We start from the raw sequence: 18,590 nt of genomic DNA, 5'->3' as shown, positions 1-18,590 counted from the left end.
CCCCACGTCCCGATCAGCCGTGGCACTGCGGTGCGATGGTGGGGTTTGATCTGGAAACGACCGGTCGAAACCCGCGCCAAGCCCGGATTGTCACGGCCTCATTAGTCGTCGTGGATCCGCAGCGGGTCCAACGGGCCAATGCTGAGTGGTTACTCAATCCCGGTGTGGAGATTCCTGCTGAGGCAACTGCAGTGCATGGGATATCCACTGAATATGCCCACATGCACGGGACCGCTGCGCGGGAGGGAATTGACCAGATCGCCGGCACGCTGGCTGACTTCATGGCAGCAGGTTTCCCCGTGGTGGCCTATAACGGGGTTTATGATTTCACGGTATTAACCGCAGAAATTGCCCGCCACGGGCTAGAGACCTTGACGATCTCCGGGGTCGTTGATCCCTACGTCTTGGATAAACAGGTCGACACCTACCGCAAGGGTGGACGCACGTTGGGCAAAGTCGCTGAGATCTACCAGGTCCGGCTCGATAATGCGCACGCCTCAGCCGCCGATGCGTTGGCTGGTGTGGAGATCGCCTACGCCATCGCCGAGAAGTACCCTAAGCTATCCGTACCTTTGTCCGAGCTCTTCGAATTGCAGAAACGGTGGAAATCCGCCCAGGCAGAAAGTTTCGAAGCCTACCTGCGCCGGAGCAAGGATCCTGAGGCGACAGTGTCGCGCCACTGGCCAGTCGAAGACCTCGACGGTTCTACTCGGTAGCGGCCGCGGCAGCCTTGGCTGCTGCCGGGAGCGCCTCGGCAATCCTGTCGATGGCCTGCTGGTCATGAGCCGCGGAGACAAACCAATCCTCAAACACGCTGGGCGCGATGTAGATACCTTGTTCGAGTAACGAGCGGAAGAACGGCGCGAATCGGAAGACCTCCTGGTTCTGCGCGTCGTGGTAGTTGCGCACCCCGTGGTCGCTGGTGCCAAAGGCCACGGAGAAAATCGTTCCCGCCACTTGCAGGGAATGGTCCACGCCTTCAGCATCCAAGGCCTCAGAGACCAGTTGCTGAATCTGCCGGGAGGCATGAGCCACCTGCTGGTAGACCTGCTCATCAGCATTGCTGAGAGTCGCGATACCGGCAGCCATAGCCACGGGGTTTCCCGACAGGGTTCCTGCTTGATAGACCGGCCCCAACGGGGACAACAGGCTCATGATCTCGGCGTTGCCGGCCACCGCTGCCACCGGCATACCCCCGCCGATCACTTTGCCAAAGGTCCACAAATCCGGAGTCCAGCCCTCGGGTTGACCGGTTAACCCCCAGCCTCCGGTGGGGGTAGCGCGGAATCCGGTGAGGACTTCATCCCAAATGAGTTTGGCCCCGTGGCGCTGGGTGATTTCACGTAAGAAGCCCATGAACCCTGGCTCAGGCGCCACAATGCCCATATTGGCCGGCACGGCTTCGGTGATCACCGCAGCAATCTGCTCGGGGTAGTCAGCGAAGACTTCTTCCAGGGCTTGCCGGTCATTGAAGGGCACCACCAGCGTTTGGGCGGCCACCGCAGCAGTCACACCGGCCGAGCCCGGAAGTGACTGGGTCGCCACACCCGATCCCGCCGAGGCCAGTAGCCCATCGGAGTGGCCATGGTATCCCCCGGCGAATTTCACGATCAGATCCCGTCCGGTGGCACCGCGCGCGATGCGTAGCGCGGTCATGGTCGCCTCCGTCCCGGTCGAGACAAACCGGATGCGATCGATCGGCAGAATGGATTTCACCAGTTCGGCTAAGTGTGTCTCGTCCGGGGTGGACGCACCGAAGGACAGGCCGCGGTCGACCGCTGCATGCACGGCCTCCACCACCGCCGGGTGTTGGTGCCCCAGGAGCATGGGCCCCCATGAGCCAACCAGATCAACGTACTCGTTGCCTTCGACGTCGGTGAGGTAAGCACCCCGCGCACTGACGATGCTCGGCGGGGTGAGTCCGACGGATCCGAACGCGCGCACCGGAGAATTCACCCCGCCGGGCATGGCGGCTTCGGCAGCGCGGAAGGCCTGCTGGTTGCTGGTGAAAGACGTAGGCTGGTCGGTCATGGGATTCTCACAGTCCTGTTCTGAGCTGGACGGGGTCGGGCGGGTCTGGTTGGAACTCACTGGGCCTTAGATCAGGCCACGGTGGATCCAATCGGCGAGTTCTAGGGCGTAGTAGGTCAGCACCTGGTCAGCTCCAGCCCGACGGATGGACAGCACCGACTCGGCCACGGCGGCGTCGCGGTTGATCCACCCGTTAGCGGCAGCTGCTTCGATCATCGCGTACTCTCCGGAGATCTGGTAGGCCGCAACCGGTACGTCCGAGAAGTCGGCCACCTCGCGCAGGATATCCAGATAGCTCATCGCAGGTTTGACCATCACCATATCAGCGCCTTCTGCTAGGTCGAGCTCGGTCTCCAGCAGAGCTTCGCGCCGGTTCGCCGGGTCCATCTGGTAGGTTTTACGGTCGCCTGTCAGGCTGGAGTCTACCGCTTCGCGGAAGGGTCCGTAGAAAGCGGAGGCGTATTTGGCCGAGTAGGCCAGGATCCCGACGTGTTGGGCGGAGACCTCGTCGAGGGATTCACGGATGACCCGGACTTGGCCATCCATCATGCCAGACGGGCCGACCATGTGCACCCCGGCTTCGGCATGGGTTTGGGCCATTTTGCCGTAGAGCTCCAGGGTGGCGTCATTATCGACCCGTCCGGTCTCGTCGAGGACGCCGCAGTGGCCGTGCTCGGTGAATTCGTCCAGGCAGAGATCGGACATCACCACCAGATCGTCACCGACTGCCGAGACAACCGCGCGGATGCCACGGTTGAGGATGCCGTCGGGGTTGAGTGCTTCGGATCCGGTGGCGTCGAGTTTTTGCGGGATCCCGAAGATCATGATGCCACCCAGTCCAGCTGTGGCGGCCTGGGTGGCAACCTGTTTGAGAGAGTCTTCGGTGTGCTGGACGACACCGGGCATCGAGACCAGCGGGTTCGGCTCGGTCAGGCCCTCTTTGATGAAGACGGGAAGAATGAGTTGGGAGGGATGAAGCCGAGTCTGTGCGACCATCCGACGCACGGCAGAGTTTTGACGCAGGCGCCGGGGACGTTGGAGCGGAAAAGACATGGTCCTTCCTTCTCCCCTGCTATGGGGGGTCGGCAGTGTGGGTTCGGCGCTGGTGACAGGCTGATGACAGCTGGTCACCGCGCTCCTACGGTCCACTCTAGTCGTCATCTCGTCGTTATAGTTCAGCGGCCATGGCCCGGCCGGCGGTGCGTCCGGTGAATAGACACCCGCCGACAAAGGTGCCTTCTAGCGCCCGATAGCCGTGGGATCCGCCTCCGCCAAATCCGGCGGCTTCGCCGGCAGCATAGAGTCCGGGGATCGGGGTGGCGGTGGCATCCAGGGCTTGGGAGTTTAAGTCGGTTTGGATCCCGCCCAGGGTTTTGCGGGTCAGGATGTTCAGTCGGACAGCAATCAGTGGCCCGTTGGCCGGGTCGGTAAGTTTGCCGGGGGGAGCGACTCGGATGAGCTTATCTCCCCACGAGGCCCGGTGGGAGCGGATAAAGGTGATTTGCGCGTCTTTGGAGAACGGGTTGTCCAGTTGCAGATCGCGGGCGCGGACTTCGGCCTGGACCTGTTCGGTATCCAGCGGCACCTCTGGTTCGAGTTCTTGCATCAGGGTCAGCAACTCATCCAACGTGTCGGCCACCACGAAGTCTTCGCCGTGGTTTTTGAACGCTTCCACCGGCCCTGGGGCACCGGGGCCCAGCCGTTTCAGTAACAGCTTCAGATCCTTGCCGGTCAGGTCGGGGTTTTGTTCACTGCCGGAGAGCGCGAATTCTTTTTCAATAATCTTCTGGTTCAGAATAAACCAGGAGTGGTCGTATCCGGTGGCCCGTAGCTCAGCCAGGGTGGCCAGCGTGTCAAAACCGGGCAGAGCCGGCGGGTTGAGCCGGTGTCCGGTCGCATCCAGCCACAGCGACGAGGGGCCAGGCAGGATTCGGATACCGTGGCGCTCCCAGATCGGGTTCCAGTTTTTTATGCCTTCCACGTAGTGCCACATGCGGTCTTGGTTGACTAGTCGGGCTCCAGCATCACCGGCAATAGCCAGCATGCGCCCATCCACGTGGGCTGGGACCCCGCTGATCATTTGCTGCGGTGGGGTGCCCAACCGTTCGGGCCAGAAAGAACGCACCAGCTCGGGGTTGGCGCCGATCCCGCCGGTGGCGAGCAGGGTCGTTGCAGCCCGGAACTCAAAATCATCGATCACCTCACGATTGGTTGCCACGCCACGTTCGGCATCGTCAGTAGCTAAGACAGCGCCGCGGACACCAACAACCCGAGAGTTCTCGACGATCAGCTCGTCGACCCGGTGGCGATGGTAATACCGCACCAGGCCACGATCGACGTAGCGTTGCAGCTTGCGGGCGAAGGGCGCGACGAGCCCGGTTCCGGTGCCCCAGGGGATGTGGAATCGGGGGACAGAATTCCCATGGCCGGTGGCGGTACTGCCACCACGTTCAGCCCAGCCCACCACTGGAAAGAAGCTCACGCCGTGGCCGGTGATCCACTCGCGCAGTTCCTCGGCGGCGAAGTGCACGAAAGCCTCACCCCAGGCTTGGGCCCACTGATCTTCGGGATGGTGCCCTTCCAGCCGGTCCCAGCCGGCGCTGGCGCGCCAATCGAGCAGAGCGAGCTCGAGGGAGTCTTTGATCCGCATGCGACGCTGTTCGGCGCTGTCGACCATGAATAATCCACCAAAGCTCCAGTATGCCTGGCCTCCAATATTGCCTGCGTTCTCTTGGTCGATCACCGCCACGCGGTGTCCAGCCTCGGCCAGCTCGCAGGCGGCTACCAGACCGGCCAGACCGTGACCGACGACGAGGGCTTCGAATCCATCCGCAAAGTATGCCATAGGTCACATTTTAGGGCAGCTGGAAAGCACTTACACAGGACTTTAAAGGTTGCGTAAGATCTGCAGGATGCCCGCAGCGTTCGGGGCGGTCGCGGTGCCGGCCAAGGTGATGTCCAGTTCGGTGGCGGTACTGGCCGTTGGGCGCCCCAGGGCAATGAGTCGGTAGTGTGCTAGCGGCGCCGGAAGCTCACCTGCCCGCTCGGCCAGCTGGCGGACCGCTGAGGAGGCGGTGAGCACCACCGGGGTACGCGGGTTCAACGCGTGCAGGTCCACCAGACGCTGAGCGCTCTCGGGGTGTGGGGCGGCCAATAACCGTCGCCCTGCCGGTCCGGGATAGACCACCGTGTGATAGATCGGCACGTGATCGACCCGATAGCCGAGCCCACGCAGTCCCGTCACCAACGTCTCAGTGGCTGCAGCTGATTGGGGTAGTGCCACCGGCCGCGCCGGCTCGACCGGCAGTTTCCGGGACCCAGGCAGGTCGGTGAGAATGCCGTGCGCGGACGCTTCGGTGGTGGGGGTCCAGACCGTGCCCGGGTAACCATGCTCGCCCACCTTCCGGGCGGTGCCGGCCCCGGTAGCGACCACGACAGTGTCGCCGCCGGCCAGCCGGGCCCAATCAAGCCCCAGCAAGCTCAGCGCGCGGACGGTATTGGGGCTGGTCACCACCACGCCGGCGAACACGCCAGCGTGGAGCCCCGCTACGAGACGCTGGCCCGGCACGCGGTCCTCGGCCAGCACGAAATCGGTCAGGGGGCAGAACTGCACGCTGATACCGTGCTCACCCAGTCCGGCCTCTAATTGCGACGCTTGGGCCGGGTGCCGGGTGATCACCACCGTGTCGGTGACCACCTCGGTCATCACGACAGGCTACTCCCACCGTTTCCGCGCGGCGGTGCTTCGGGCAACAGCTCAGCCCCGGAATCCAGGAGTTCTTCGGCAACGGCCGTACCCAGTTGCCACGCATCGGCCCGGGAGTGGTCGTCATCGATCAGCTGGTCACCGTCGACACAGACCGGTACCGACCGATTGGCGCGGATCAGGTTAACCCCGTCCATCCCGGCGACCATGGCCTGTAATGCGAGCGTGCCGGAGTGGGCGTCCACGGTGGCCAGGGCCCCGATCGGGGCCGCACAGCCGGCTTCCAACCGGGCCAACACCGCGCGTTCGGCAGTGACTTGGAGCAGGGTGGCGGGGTCATTGAGTTGTGCCAAGGCGTCTTCGACCGCCGATCCGAGCAGGCGAGTGGTACTGACCTCGACCGCCAGCGCTGCTTGACCGGGAGCCGGTAGCATGACCGAGGGGTCGAGCCGTTCGGTAATGGCCCAGTCCATGTCCACTCGGTCGAGCCCGGCACAGGCTAGGATAACCGCGTCCAGATCGCCACGGTCCGATCCGGCAGCGGCCGGTGCGTTGTCGTGGTGGTGTTCGTGGCCGACCACCCGCGCCAAGCGGGTGGCGACATTGCCACGGATATCGACCGGTTGCAGATCGGGCCGGTAGTGGAGCAATTGCGCCACGCGCCGGGGTGAGCCGGTCCCAATACGGGCCCCTGCCGGGAGCTCATCCAGGCTCATGCCGTCTCGGGCGCACAGCGCATCGCGGGGATCAGCTCGGACGGGTACGGCCGCGATGCGCAAGGACTCGGGCTGGATCGCTGGCAGGTCCTTCAGCGAGTGCACGGCCAGATCCACCCGACCCTGCACCACAGCGGTCCGCAACGCTGCAGCGAACACTCCGGTGCCACCCAGTGAGGCCAGCGAGCCGGTGGTCACATCACCTTCGGTGCGGATGATCTGGGAGGTGATCTCCACCTCGGGTAGCCAGTCGCTGAGCTGATCGGCAACCTGCTGGGTCTGCGTGCGGGCCAGCGTGGAACCGCGAGTGCCCATCAACAGCATCCGGCCGGGCACGGAGTCGGTGACGGTCATTTAGGCCAACACCTCGGCGACGTCATCGATCTCGATGTAGTGACCGGTGTAGAAGGGCACTTCTTCGCGCACATAGTGCCGGGTCTCGTTATTGCGCAGATGCCGCATCATGTCAACCAGCATATCCAGTCGGGGCGCTTCCAGGCCCAACAACCATTCCCAGTCGTTCAGGCCGAAGGCCGAAACGGTGTTGGCCCAGACATCCGGGAAGTCTTGGCCGAGCTGGCCGTGGGAGCGCAACAAGTCACGCCGTTTGGCCGGATCCATGGTGTACCAGTCGTAGGAGCGCACAAACGGGTAGAAGCACAGCCATCTGCGGGGTTTGCGGCCCATCGCGAAGGCCGGCACGTGGTCCCTATTGAACTCCGCCATCCGGTCGGCCCCCATGGCGGTAAAGGCTACGTGGGTTCCGGCAAACAGATCGGCACGACGCACTTGGCGGATGGCCTGTTGCAGGGCAACCGGGTCCTTACTCCACATCCACACCATCACATCGGCTTCGGCTCGCATACCGGAGACGTCATAGAGACCCCGTACGGTAATGCCCTGTTCGGACAGATCAGCAACTAAGGCGCGGAAGGCCTCGGCATCACGCTGTTTTTCCGAGGCCGACCGGGCCGAGCCCACGGAGTTCTCGTGACGGTTGCGGGCAAAGACCGTGTACGTGGTGAACCAACTCGTGTCCAATTCGGGGACCGAGCTGGCCTGTTGTTGCACCGTACCGGGGGCTGGGGTGCTGTTCTCCGTCTGTTCTGTCATGACGGTCTCACTTCCTCTCGTGTCGGATGATCACTACGTCAGGATTGATCTGTCGGGGTGCTCACAGGCGGTGGTGATTTGATCAGCTGGCGGGCCCGCTGACGCACATCAGAGATGATCGCCAGCAGTCCCGTGCCCGACACCCACGGGCCGGCGGCCATCATGGACTCGGGCTCCATCGCCTCCAGCAACGCATTCACCGCGCGGGTATGGGCTGGAGTCGGCGAAGGCAAGGCCTCGCGCCAGCGCACCACCGCTGAGGCACGCACCCGGGCGGCAAAGTTTTCCGTGTCAACACCGAGCAATCGGGGCACGTCGGCCAGGGCGGCGGTGATGAGCTGGTCATCGGTGCTGTGATACCCCAACGCGTGCCCGGCAACGGGATCGGAGATGCGGCCGTAACTGAGCCGGAGCACATGTCGGTGGGTAGCACCGGTGGGGTTAAGTCGTTCATGCAGCCAGGCCCACTTGGCCGAGACGTGGGTCATCGCCTTGGCGGCCACATCCGTGACGTCAGGAGCCACCAGCAACCCGGTCCCGCGCGGGGCAGCGTCCAGTTCGGGGTGGTCGACTAGCAGTGTCACCAGGCCCACACCGGTTCCGGTGGCCGGTTGCGCCTCGGTCGGAAGTTCGGGTGCCTGGCGCCTCGCGCGCAACGTGGTGATCAGCCGGTAGCTCGTCACGGCGTCACAGGCCAGCACGAGGCGGTCGCCGCTCAGCTCGACCTCGGATGCCTCAGCGGCGGTGATGAGTACTCGGTAACCAGAGCCGCCGGGGGTCTCAGCGTCCGCGAGCGAGGTCACCGGGGCTGAGGTCACCAGATCCACTCCCCTCTCAGCTAGCTCCGCGGTCAGGGCGTCGATGATCCGGTGCATACCACCACGTAAAGAGTTCACCGCGGCCCCGGGCCGACCGGACCGTTTCAGCGCTGTAATGGCCGCCGCCAGCGACCCCTGTTCCACCATCGCGTCCAAGAGACCGGGGATCAGCTGACGCACGTCCGCGCTCGCCGGGTCAGTGGAGAGCACGCCGGCGACCACCGGGGCCACAAGGTTATCGACCACAGCCGGGCCCATACGGTCTGCGACTACCTCGGCGAGGGTGATCGGTGTCTGGTCGGTTAACACCTGTCGGTAGTCATCCACGGGGGCCGAGAGGTCTTGTTGGGCCCGAGCGATCCCTTCAGGACCGAGAGCTGTGGCTACATCGGGGCTGTGCAGATCTCCGGGAATGCCGAGCACGCCCACTGTCGGGGAAGGAATCGCCCCCCGGTCGCGGGTGTACAGCCACGAGCCACTGGCCTGTGGTGCCACGATCTCCTCGCCTAGCCCCAGTTCTGTGATCAGCTCCGCCACGGCGGGACCACGGGTGGCAAAAGCTTCCGCGCCAGCGTCCACCCGCAACGACACGTTCGGGTCGTGTCTCACCTGCTCATCCGTCGGATTGATCGCCTCACCGAGCTCCAGACCGGCCAACGCACCACCAGGATGCATTGCGGCCTCCAGCACCGCGACGCGAGCCCCGGCCATGCTCAGCTCCCGGGCCGCGGTGAGTCCGGCGATGCCACCGCCGATAACCACGACGTCGTAGTGGTTCCCCTGCAACCCGGGTAGCTCACTCATGGGGTAACACCACGCCCTGGGAATCCTCAGCGGACCGCACTCCCACCGAGATGGAGTGGATGAACGAGACGAGCTCGGTCAATACCTCCGGGTCGGTGCTGGGTGGGACCCCGTGCCCCAGGTTGACCACGTGCCCGGGGGCGCACTCGCCGGCGGCCAGCACCGCGCGGGTGTGGGCTTCAAGGGCGGGCCATCCGGCATCGAGGAAGGCCGGATCGATATTGCCTTGCAGGGCGCGTAGTGGCTGGGCCTGCTCACCACGGCGGGCTTGCAGGCGTCGATAGGCCTCGTCCAGCCCGATGCGGTAGTCCACGCCGATCACCGACGCTCCTGCCTCACGCATCAGGTCCAAAATCTCAGCGGTGCCGGTACCAAAGTGCACCACCGGCAGGTCGAGTTCGGCTCGCAGGCTGTCGAGCTCCGCCAAGGCTAGCGCTGAGTACGGCATCACCGAATGCTGATAGTCAGTCCGCGATAACGACCCAGCCCAGGAATCGAAGAGTTGGACCGCCGAAGCCCCCGCGCGCACCTGGGCGGCGAGGAACAGACCGGAGGCGTGGGCGGCCCAGCGCATCAGCGCCTCCCAAGTCTCCGGTTCCCGGTGCATCATGGCCCGTGGCCCCAGGTGATCCCGGCTCGGTTTGCCCTCCACCATATAAGCGGCCACGGTGAACGGCGCTCCAGCGAAACCAATGAGGGGGCGAGGCCCGAGCTCAGCAACGGTACGCTGTACTGCTTCGGCAATTGGAGCAAAAATTTCGGGGCCGAGTTGATCCAGATCTGGTAGCGCTGCCACATCCTGTGCAGTCCGGACCGGTTTTTCGAGCACTGGCCCCACACCGGGCTGGATCTCTACGCCAATTCCGGCCAAACGGAGCGGGATCACAATATCGGAGAAAAAGATCGCAGCGTCCACGTCATGGCGTCGCACCGGTTGCAGAGTGATTTCACTGGCCAGTTCGGGGTTCACGCAGGCATCCAGCATGGTGGTGCCTTCCCTTAAGCGTCGGTATTCGGGAAGCGACCGGCCGGCCTGACGCATAAACCACACCGGACGGCGACTAGGCATCTGCCCTCGGTAGGCTCGAATCAGATCGGACTGTGCGGTCGATCGTCGCGCATCGTCGGTGAGCAACGGGTGATTTGCCCACACGCTGGAGCCACCACGGGATTCTTGAGTCATGACCCCATTCTCCCACGTTGAACCTCATGCCCCTGAATGTAAGACGTGGTGATCAGCCGTCAGAGGAAAAACCATCGCGATGGCACCCCGGACTGTTCAGGCAAAGATGACAAACCGTGAGGCATCATACTTAGGGTGCGCTCACTTTAATCGGTGAGTGCACTGGCCTAGCATGGAAGTCATTGTGGCATTATTTTCGTTGGTTGCTGCGCACACCTGGCTTGACCTCGAGACGGTGGCGGAATTAAGCAACGGAGTTCCAGGGGTCGCCTCCACGGTAGAAAACTCTCCCCATTTACAGGGGGCAGTGTCTCTTTCGACCTGTAACCGTGTCGAAGTGTATGCAGAAATCGCTACCGGAGCCGACGCGGCACAAGCCCAGGTTGACATCCTCCAGAGCATCGCCGACCAGACCGGTCTGCGCCTAGACCAGGTTCGGGATGCGTTCCATATCCTTCCGCACGACGAGACGGTACGACACCTCTTCGAAGTCGGCGCCGGACTCAAGTCTGCTGTCGTTGGTGAACGCGAGATCGCCGGACAGGTGCGCCGGGCCCTCACCGAGGCCAAGCAAGCCAACACCACCACGGGTAATCTCACCAAACTTTTCGAAACTGCGTCCCGGACCGCCAAACAAGTCGGTACCGAAACCGCGTTGGGATCGACTGGACGGTCGGTCGTGTCTGTGGCGCTGGAGCTAGCAACCCAAATCCGAGCCGGGTCAACCGTCGTGGCGACCAAGCGGTTCTGGGAAGATGCCAATGTGTTGCTGGTGGGTACCGGTGCATACGCCGGAACTACCATCGCCCAGCTGGAGCAACTCGGCGCTCGCAACGTTGCAGTGTATTCCTCCTCGGGCCGAGCCGAGCAGTTTGTCGCCGATCGTGGTGACTGGGCCATGGCAGTAGATAGTGACATGGTGCATGAGGCTTTTGCCGAAGCAGACGTCGTGATTGGCGTTTCTGGGCAAGAGCGGACCATCTCCAAACCTGAGTTGCAACGACTGCGTTCCGGCCTCCCGCATCGCTTGACCATTATCGACCTAGCGCTCAGCCATGACTTCGATCCCGATATCGCCGATCTTGACGGAGTTGACGTGGTTACGCTCGAGTCGGTCAAGATGGCGGCGCCAGACGAGCAACAAGAATCCATCACTCGGGCCAAAGGCCTCGTGGACCAAGCCGTCGAAGATTTTCTCAGTGAGTCCAAACAGCGCTCTGCCTCCGATGCCATTGTGACCTTGCGCGAGCACACTCAATCCGTACTCGAGGACGAAATTGCTCGCGTGCGGCAACGCCACGGATGTACCGCAGCCGCCGAGGAAGTGGAATTAGCCATGCGTCGCATGGTGCGTCAGCTCTTGCACGAACCAACAGTGCGGGCACGTCACCTGGCCGAAGAAGGGCGCCTAGCGGACTACGAGCTCGCGCTGGAAACCATTTTCGGTCTCGACGTGGCCGCCGAAACCGCTGAAAGACAGCGCAAGAAAGCTGAGCGTCAAGCAGCACGCAAGCGTGCACAGACACCCGAGCAGACACCGGTAGCCGATCCCACGTGCCCCCACTCCGATCATCGTGCCGAGAGCGCTTAAGCACTCACCACCGGCCACCTCTTTCGCTCACCTGCGACACTTCTCATCCAAGAGCTCGGTGCACAGTTTTCACTGGCTTTGTGCTCTCTTGGACGCGCATTCATCACTTATATTTTACCTTTCATCTATTTTCCCAGCATAGCGTCGAGTGTGTTAAGAGAGTTGCCTCTCACGGCAAAAGACTTCCGATAAACTCCCAAGTCACTGGCAATATTGCGATTCCATCAGTAAAGTATGAGAATCGTTAACTACGTTTTTTTCGAGGGATGACAATCACTCGTAATTTCAGTAGAAATACGACAGACATTCATCACCGTGGAAGGATGGCGAACTCTCCATGGTGCAGACCACACCGATACGTCAAGGACGGTTAGCAACTCGTGACACGTCTACCTAGAAGCCAGCGTCGAGAACAACTTCTCACCATCGCTGCTCAACATTTTGGAATCAACGGCTACGTCAGATCCTCTATGGACGCCATTGCCAAGGAAGCCGCAATTTCCAAGCCAGTTCTCTATCAGCACTTCGAGGGCAAAGAAGACATCTACCGCGCCATCTTCAATGACCATCTCAAAATGCTCGGCGAGAAACTCACCCAAGCTTTCGACGAAGAAAGCGACTCAGAGCGACAGTGCGTTTACAAGTGCGTTGCCGCGGCCTTTGAATTCGCCTCGCGCCCTGATCGTCCATTCCGAGTCATTCTGGACCGTTCGACTCCTCTGGAGGGTGAGCTCGACCGAGTCCGTCGGGAGTTTCTCGGAAAGATCACCGACAAAATCCACACCTTACTGGTTGACGACTCCCATCTCACCGACCAGCAGACCAGACTTGTCTCTTCCATGGTCACGATTACCGTGATTAGCGCAGCCCACGGTTGGACCTATATGTCCAAGGATCAGCAACAGACCGAGGAACTGGGCCCGAACCAGACCGCCGAGATCGTGACCGACATGTTGCGTGAGGGCATTTCTGTGTTTCGGAACTGACAATTACGCCACTGGCCGAAGCCCGCGGCAGACAGGGCTGAGAGCGCACGGAGCCGAGGGCGTCTCCGCTAAGCTGGGTTCCCGAAACAACACTAACCGCGTTCACGGCTTGTGAAGGAGAGACATGGAAATTCGTATCGGTGTTCAACACGTCACCCGTGAAATTGTGTTCAAGACAGATTTGCCGGCTGAGAAAGTGGTCGAGCAAGTCCAAACCGCCATCAAGGATGGAGGTATGGTTCAGATCGACGATATTAAGGGTCGTACGATCCTGGTCCCCGGCAATGTTGTAGGCTATGTCGAGGTAGGAGACACCACGTCTGGCCCGGTCGGTTTTGTCGCCAGCTAGACTCGACCATTCCTCACTACGACACCACGTCCCCGGTGTCATTGACGCCCCTGGATGACCGGTCGTCTGCGATAGAACGCTACCGCTTACTACAGCTCAGAAGACTAAACCGCGATCGGCTCCACTTTTTTGTCCATTGTGTTGACCCGCTCGTATAGTCCTCGATTCAGTGGCACCCTACAATCCGACTGACACATACCTTGGGTTGTGGGGTGCCACGAGAAAGTTCATCTCAGATGTCAGATTCTCTTCACCAACAGCCCGCTGTAAACCAGGCCGATCCGGACGACCAACTCGTGTCCGACACCTCGCCGCATGGGTCTACCTCAGACAAGACGTTCGCAGATTTCGGCCTGCGCGACGATATGGTCCAGGCCCTCGTTGCCAAGGGGATCGTTTCCCCATTCCCTATTCAGGCCATGACTCTGCCGATTGCTTTGGCAGGCCAGGATATCATCGGTCAAGCTAAGACCGGTACCGGTAAAACGTTGGGATTTGGTCTTCCGGTCCTGGAGCGTGTCATTGGCCCCGATGAGCCTGGTAGCGACTCTCTGCCCTCCCCCGGTGCTCCCCAGGCTCTGGTGATCGTGCCGACTCGCGAACTGGCGACCCAGGTCGGTGAGGACCTCGGATTGGCGGCCTCACGTCGTAGCGTGCGGGTGACGACCATTTACGGTGGTCGGGCTTATGAACCACAAGTTGACGAACTCAATCGTGGTACCGAAGTCGTTGTTGGAACCCCGGGACGACTCATCGACTTGATGCGTCAGCGTCATCTGAGCTTCGACCATGTGCAGACCGTCGTTCTGGATGAAGCCGACGAAATGCTTGACTTGGGTTTCTTGCCGGATGTTGAAACCTTGTTGCAGGCCGTTCCAGATAAGCGTCAGACCATGCTATTCTCTGCTACCATGCCCGGTCCGGTGGTGGCGATGGCCCGCCGGTTCATGACGCACCCCACTCATATTCGTGCCGAAGATCCTGACGACACTCAGGCCACCAAAAAGGACATCCGTCAGCTGATCTACCGTGCTCACCATCTGGACAAAGATGAGCTGATCGCGCGGGTACTACAGGCCAGGGAGCGAGGTCGCACGATTATCTTTACTCGTACCAAGCGCGCAGCAGCACGGTTGACCGATGAGCTCACCCGGCGCGGCTTTGCAGCTGGTGCGATCCACGGCGACTTGGGACAGGGCGCGCGCGAGCAAGCTTTACGGGCCTTCCGCAATGAGAAAATCGATGTGCTGGTCGCCACCGATGTCGCTGCCCGCGGTATTGACGTCGATGATGTCACCCACGTGATCAACTTCCAGTGTCCCGAAGATGAAAAGACCTATCTACACCGGATCGGTCGGACCGGTCGGGCCGGGCATAAGGGCACCGCGGTGACACTGGTGGACTGGGAAGACATCCCGCAGTGGAAGCTGATTGCCGCTTCGCTAGGCCTAGACCAAACCGAGCCCATTGAGACCTACTCCGCCTCCCCCCACCTGTTCGAAGACTTGGATATCCCAGAGGGAACCAAAGGAAAACTCCCAAAGTCACAACGCACTCACGCTGGTCTCGACGCCGAAGATCGTGAAGATCTTGGTGGTAAGGATTCTCGATCGCGGTCCCGCAATGGTCGACAGCATCGTCGCGGACGCTCCCGGCGTCGTTCGGCTGGACACCAGCAAGACCAGAGCCAAGAACGGTCTTCCTCGTCGAAGCACAAGGCCCAGGCCAAGAAGGAGAAGGCCTCGGGTTCTTCGCGGAGGCGTCAGCGCACTCGCCGGAAGAACGGTAAAGTGGTTTCCTCGAGAAGGAAACAGAGCACAAACCAGCAGAACAACCGCAATTAGTCGGTGTGCCACAGCACCTGGAGTCCTGAGCTCGCTCGAGGCTCCAGCGCTTTAACCGTTTCTACCGCCGTGGTATATTCACCCAACCGGTTGGGTTTACCGTTGCCGTGAAAGTCCGAAGAACCGGTCGTCAACAAACCATATTTCCTGGCCAGCTGACGAAGCTTATCCCGCCCCTTAGCCGAATTATCGCGGTGGTCAACTTCAACGCCGTCTAGGCCAGCCTCGATCATCTCGGTGAAGGTACGGTCTGATACGGTACGTCCTCGCTTCGCAGCCATCGGGTGTGCGAAGACTGCTACCCCACCTGCTTCTTTAATCAGCTCTACTCCGAGTGCTGGATCAGGAGCATAGTGAGGCACATAGTAGGACGAGTCACTCGATAGCAGGCTGGTAAACGCTGCCGAGCGGTCCGGGACCACGCCGATGTCCACGAGTGCATCGGCGAGATGCGGCCGCCCCACGGTGGCATCGTCGTGGGTATGTTTGAGCACTAACTCCCAGCTCAAGTCCGGATAGTCTCGGGCGATCCGAGCGGTCATTTCTTGGGCTCGAATGATGCGAGCCTCTCGGGCTCGAGCAATTTCAGCTGACAAACCCGCGTGCTGTGGGTCATGCAAATAGCTGAGCACATGAACGCTGATCCCTTCATCGGTCACGCACGATAATTCCATGCCAACCACCAAGCTGATGCTGTGACGCTGCGCGGCTGAGATCGCCTCATCCCATCCTGCCGTGGTGTCGTGATCGGTCAGCGCAAGTCCTTCCAATCCTGCCTCTGCTGCTAAACGCACGACCTCTGCCGGTGGCTGGGTACCATCCGAACAGGTTGAATGCGTGTGCAGATCAAAGGCCATGCTCATAAGTGTAAACGTCATACAACAGACAGGTAACCTCCCCGGCGGGGTGCTGGGGATTCATGAGAGCATGGAACCATGACTGAATCATCCGCTTCTTCTGCACAACATCGTTCTTCGACCTCCCGGGACCAGCTCGACGAGCAACCAGAGCAGGCTCTCTCTCAGCGGGGTGAGAACCGTTCCCGTCGCCCGGAGTCCCAGGCATTTAAAGACTTCATGGGTTCCCAATGGGCTCCGGTCGAGCACCCAGAATTCTCAGCCGATGCGGTGGCCTCTTACGCTGCTACACGCCGAAAAGCGGTCTCGGAGCGGTTCCCGGGTGAACGCCTGATCATTCCGGCCGGCGCCCCGAAAGTCCGATCCAATGACACCGACTACCGGTTCCGGCCTCATTCGGCATTTACGCACCTGACCGGACTCGGTATTGACCACGAGCCCGATGCGGCGTTGGTGATGCAACCGGTTGAGCCGGGTACCGGGGACCAAGGGTCCGGGCACGTTTCGACCCTGTATTTCCGTCCCCTGGCTACCCGGGACTCCGAAGAATTCTATGCCAACGCCAAAATCGGCGAGTTTTGGGTGGGACCTCGACCAACCTTGCGTGAATTAGAAGCTCGCACCGGACTGAAGACCAAGAGTCTCGACGAACTGGAATATGCGGTCACCGTCGATGCCGGAGCCGTGGAGATTGGTGGCACCCGGTTGCGCGTGGTGCGTGGCGCTGACCTGAATATGGAGGCTCTGGTTGACACCTCCCGGATCAACACCGGCGTTGATCTAGAAGCCTCCGACCGACTCGACGCCGAGCTCTCCGAATATCTGTCCGAACTCCGCCTGGTCAAAGACGAATGGGAAATCGGGGAACTTCGTGGCTCCGTGGACGCCACGGCCCGAGGTTTTGACGACATTATTCGGGCGCTACCGGCCGCAAAGCAGGTTCAACGGGGCGAGCGGGTTATCGAGACCGCATTCTTTTCTCGAGCTCGGCTCGAGGGGAATGACCTGGGTTATGACACCATTGCCGCTGCCGGCAACAACGCCACCATCCTGCACTGGATTCGGAACACCGGTCCGATTGTCGACGGGCAGTTGTTGCTGGTAGATGCCGGTGTGGAAGCCGAGTCCCTGTACACCGCTGACATCACCCGCACACTACCGATTAATGGACGGTTCTCCGAGCTTCAGGCCCAGGTCTACAACGCTGTGCTGGCAGCTGCCGATGCGGCTTTCGAGATCGTGCGGCCGGGGATCCGATTCCGTGATGTTCACGATCGTGCCACCGAAGTTCTGGCACAGCACCTGGATGCCTGGGGAATTCTTCCGGTCAGTGTTGACGAGGCTGTCTCCTTGTCCGGACAACAGCATCGCCGTTGGATGCCACACGGGACCAGCCACCACCTGGGCTTGGATGTTCACGATTGTGCGCAGGCGCGTCGCGAGCTTTATATGGACGGCGTACTGGAACCGGGCATGGTGTTCACCATCGAACCGGGCCTGTATTTCAAAAACGAAGATCTGGCCGTTCCCGCAGAATACCGGGGTCTTGGCATTCGGATCGAGGACGATATTCTCGTAACCGACCAGGGCGCCGAGAACCTCAGTGCCACCATTCCGCGCACCGTCGACGAGGTGGAAGCTTGGATGGCATCACTGCTGGGAGAAAACAACCGGCAATAGTTCGGTGCAGGGGATAAGCTAGTGATCCTCCTGCGAAGTCTTGCGACGGGGCTCAGGTTGCTCAGATAGGGAGCTCTGGGTTCCGTCGCTGGCCTTTTTCTCTGATGCCTCGGATGACTCGGATGGCTCCGATGGTGCGGATGGATCAGCGCTGGCATCACCATGGGGTTCTGTTTCGCGTCGGGGTTGAGAGGCGTCATCAATCCGGGCACCGAACTGTGGCCGGCCGTCGGGAAGGTCTGGGAACCCGGACCGGGTGGTGGAGGCCTCCGAGGGCTCCTGGACCGGGGTCTGCGCGGTGGTGGGAGAAGAACCGGTCTGGCCACTTGGCGGTGGTGTTTCGGGGGCGGTGGTACCGGTCGAGCCAGGCTGATGGGCCGGTGTCGGACTGGTTGGCATCGGTTGGGGCCCGATGATTTGTTTGGCTTGGTGAGCAACGGCAAAGTCGCACAGCAAGTCGAAACTCACGGCAGCGAATCGGGGTATGTAGTCGTACTTACCAGCACGTCGACGCAGTGCATGCCCGATGACACCAAAGATCACCCACACACCTACGCCCAAAGCAACCGAGGCTAGAATTTGGAATGGGGCTTGGGCTGGCATCAAGGTCGAGATCAACAGCCCGATAAGCAGGCCAAAAAATGCCCCCTGCAACGCGGCCCTGCCGACCACGGCAGGATATCCTGAACGATTGCGCAAGGACGTCACCAGGCGCACGTCGCGTCCAACAATATGAAAATGATCCACATTAATACCGGCTTCGACCAACCGGTCGACAACCTTCTGCGCATCGTCAAAGTGACGATAATTTCCCAATAATTGTCCCTGGGGCAGACCTTGGCCGAGGGGGTCGGTAAAACCGGCATTCATAGACATAGTTCTATTCTCCCCATTTTTCAGAAGTGAATCCAA

Annotated in this window: 16 protein-coding genes; 6 read left to right on the top strand and 10 right to left on the bottom strand. The window is 61.2% G+C overall.

The genetic code is table 11. The features are described 5' to 3' along the window. Positions 1-35 precede the first annotated feature (35 nt). Positions 36-716, top strand: coding sequence for an exonuclease domain-containing protein (locus tag DCC24_RS03655; protein ID WP_110098684.1), 681 nt, complete (start codon positions 36-38; stop codon positions 714-716). Here the strand turns inward: DCC24_RS03655 and hemL are convergent. The 8 genes from hemL to hemE all read right to left on the bottom strand — a co-directional run bounded on the left by hemL (position 706) and on the right by hemE (position 10,371). Further along, on the bottom strand, positions 706-2,031 hold the full coding sequence (hemL, locus tag DCC24_RS03650; RefSeq protein ID WP_110098571.1) for a glutamate-1-semialdehyde 2,1-aminomutase: 1,326 nt from the start codon (positions 2,029-2,031) through the stop codon (positions 706-708). The two genes, DCC24_RS03655 and hemL, sit on opposite strands and share 11 nt — an antisense overlap. Positions 2,032-2,097: 66 nt before the next feature. Beyond that, positions 2,098-3,084, bottom strand: a complete 987-nt coding sequence (gene hemB / locus DCC24_RS03645; protein WP_110098570.1) for a porphobilinogen synthase — start codon at positions 3,082-3,084, stop codon at positions 2,098-2,100. A gap of 115 nt (positions 3,085-3,199) precedes the next feature. Then, entirely contained in the window at positions 3,200-4,876 is a 1,677-nt protein-coding gene (locus DCC24_RS03640; RefSeq protein WP_110098569.1) for an FAD-binding dehydrogenase, read from the bottom strand. 42 nt (positions 4,877-4,918) lie between these two features. Further along, on the bottom strand, positions 4,919-5,737 hold the full coding sequence (locus DCC24_RS03635; RefSeq protein ID WP_110098568.1) for a uroporphyrinogen-III synthase: 819 nt from the start codon (positions 5,735-5,737) through the stop codon (positions 4,919-4,921). Next, on the bottom strand, positions 5,737-6,807 hold the full coding sequence (hemC, locus tag DCC24_RS03630; protein ID WP_233491968.1) for a hydroxymethylbilane synthase: 1,071 nt from the start codon (positions 6,805-6,807) through the stop codon (positions 5,737-5,739). The genes DCC24_RS03635 and hemC overlap by 1 nt, the downstream gene beginning before the upstream one ends. After that, positions 6,808-7,566, bottom strand: coding sequence for a hydrogen peroxide-dependent heme synthase (hemQ, locus tag DCC24_RS03625; RefSeq protein ID WP_110098567.1), 759 nt, complete (start codon positions 7,564-7,566; stop codon positions 6,808-6,810). A gap of 38 nt (positions 7,567-7,604) precedes the next feature. Further along, entirely contained in the window at positions 7,605-9,188 is a 1,584-nt protein-coding gene (locus tag DCC24_RS03620; protein ID WP_110098566.1) for an NAD(P)/FAD-dependent oxidoreductase, read from the bottom strand. Next, a complete protein-coding gene (hemE, locus tag DCC24_RS03615) occupies positions 9,181-10,371 on the bottom strand; it encodes a uroporphyrinogen decarboxylase (protein ID WP_110098565.1) in 1,191 nt (396 codons plus the stop codon). The genes DCC24_RS03620 and hemE overlap by 8 nt, the downstream gene beginning before the upstream one ends. A 172-nt stretch (positions 10,372-10,543) precedes the next feature. On the opposite strand from hemE, the gene DCC24_RS03610 reads away from it, so the two are divergent. The 4 genes from DCC24_RS03610 to DCC24_RS03595 all read left to right on the top strand — a co-directional run bounded on the left by DCC24_RS03610 (position 10,544) and on the right by DCC24_RS03595 (position 15,141). Further along, the gene (locus tag DCC24_RS03610) at positions 10,544-11,962 is read left to right on the top strand and encodes a glutamyl-tRNA reductase (RefSeq protein ID WP_110098564.1); all 1,419 of its coding nucleotides are present in this window, start codon (positions 10,544-10,546) and stop codon (positions 11,960-11,962) included. 380 nt (positions 11,963-12,342) lie between these two features. Then, positions 12,343-12,948: a TetR/AcrR family transcriptional regulator gene (locus tag DCC24_RS03605; RefSeq protein WP_110098563.1), complete on the top strand. Its 606-nt coding sequence runs from the start codon at positions 12,343-12,345 to the stop codon at positions 12,946-12,948. Between the two features lie 124 nt (positions 12,949-13,072). Continuing rightward, the gene (locus DCC24_RS03600; protein WP_110098562.1) at positions 13,073-13,297 is read left to right on the top strand and encodes a DUF3107 domain-containing protein; all 225 of its coding nucleotides are present in this window, start codon (positions 13,073-13,075) and stop codon (positions 13,295-13,297) included. 236 nt (positions 13,298-13,533) lie between these two features. Then, positions 13,534-15,141: a DEAD/DEAH box helicase gene (locus tag DCC24_RS03595; protein ID WP_110098561.1), complete on the top strand. Its 1,608-nt coding sequence runs from the start codon at positions 13,534-13,536 to the stop codon at positions 15,139-15,141. Here DCC24_RS03595 and DCC24_RS03590 read toward each other — a convergent pair. Further along, on the bottom strand, positions 15,138-15,998 hold the full coding sequence (locus DCC24_RS03590) for a PHP domain-containing protein (protein ID WP_110098560.1): 861 nt from the start codon (positions 15,996-15,998) through the stop codon (positions 15,138-15,140). The two genes, DCC24_RS03595 and DCC24_RS03590, sit on opposite strands and share 4 nt — an antisense overlap. A 78-nt stretch (positions 15,999-16,076) precedes the next feature. On the opposite strand from DCC24_RS03590, the gene DCC24_RS03585 reads away from it, so the two are divergent. Beyond that, a complete protein-coding gene (locus tag DCC24_RS03585; RefSeq protein ID WP_110098559.1) occupies positions 16,077-17,678 on the top strand; it encodes an aminopeptidase P family protein in 1,602 nt (533 codons plus the stop codon). 18 nt (positions 17,679-17,696) lie between these two features. Here DCC24_RS03585 and DCC24_RS03580 read toward each other — a convergent pair whose 3' ends face one another. Beyond that, complete coding sequence (locus DCC24_RS03580; protein WP_117328622.1) at positions 17,697-18,554, bottom strand: general stress protein; 858 nt, start codon at positions 18,552-18,554, stop codon at positions 17,697-17,699. Positions 18,555-18,590: the final 36 nt, after the last annotated feature.

The sequence above is a fragment of the Auritidibacter sp. NML100628 genome, assembly GCF_003185985.1.
Taxonomy (GTDB): Bacteria; Actinomycetota; Actinomycetes; order Actinomycetales; family Micrococcaceae; genus Auritidibacter; species Auritidibacter ignavus.
The sequence above is the reverse complement of the archived record's forward strand: the minus strand, read 5'-3'. Positions and strand labels throughout refer to the sequence as shown.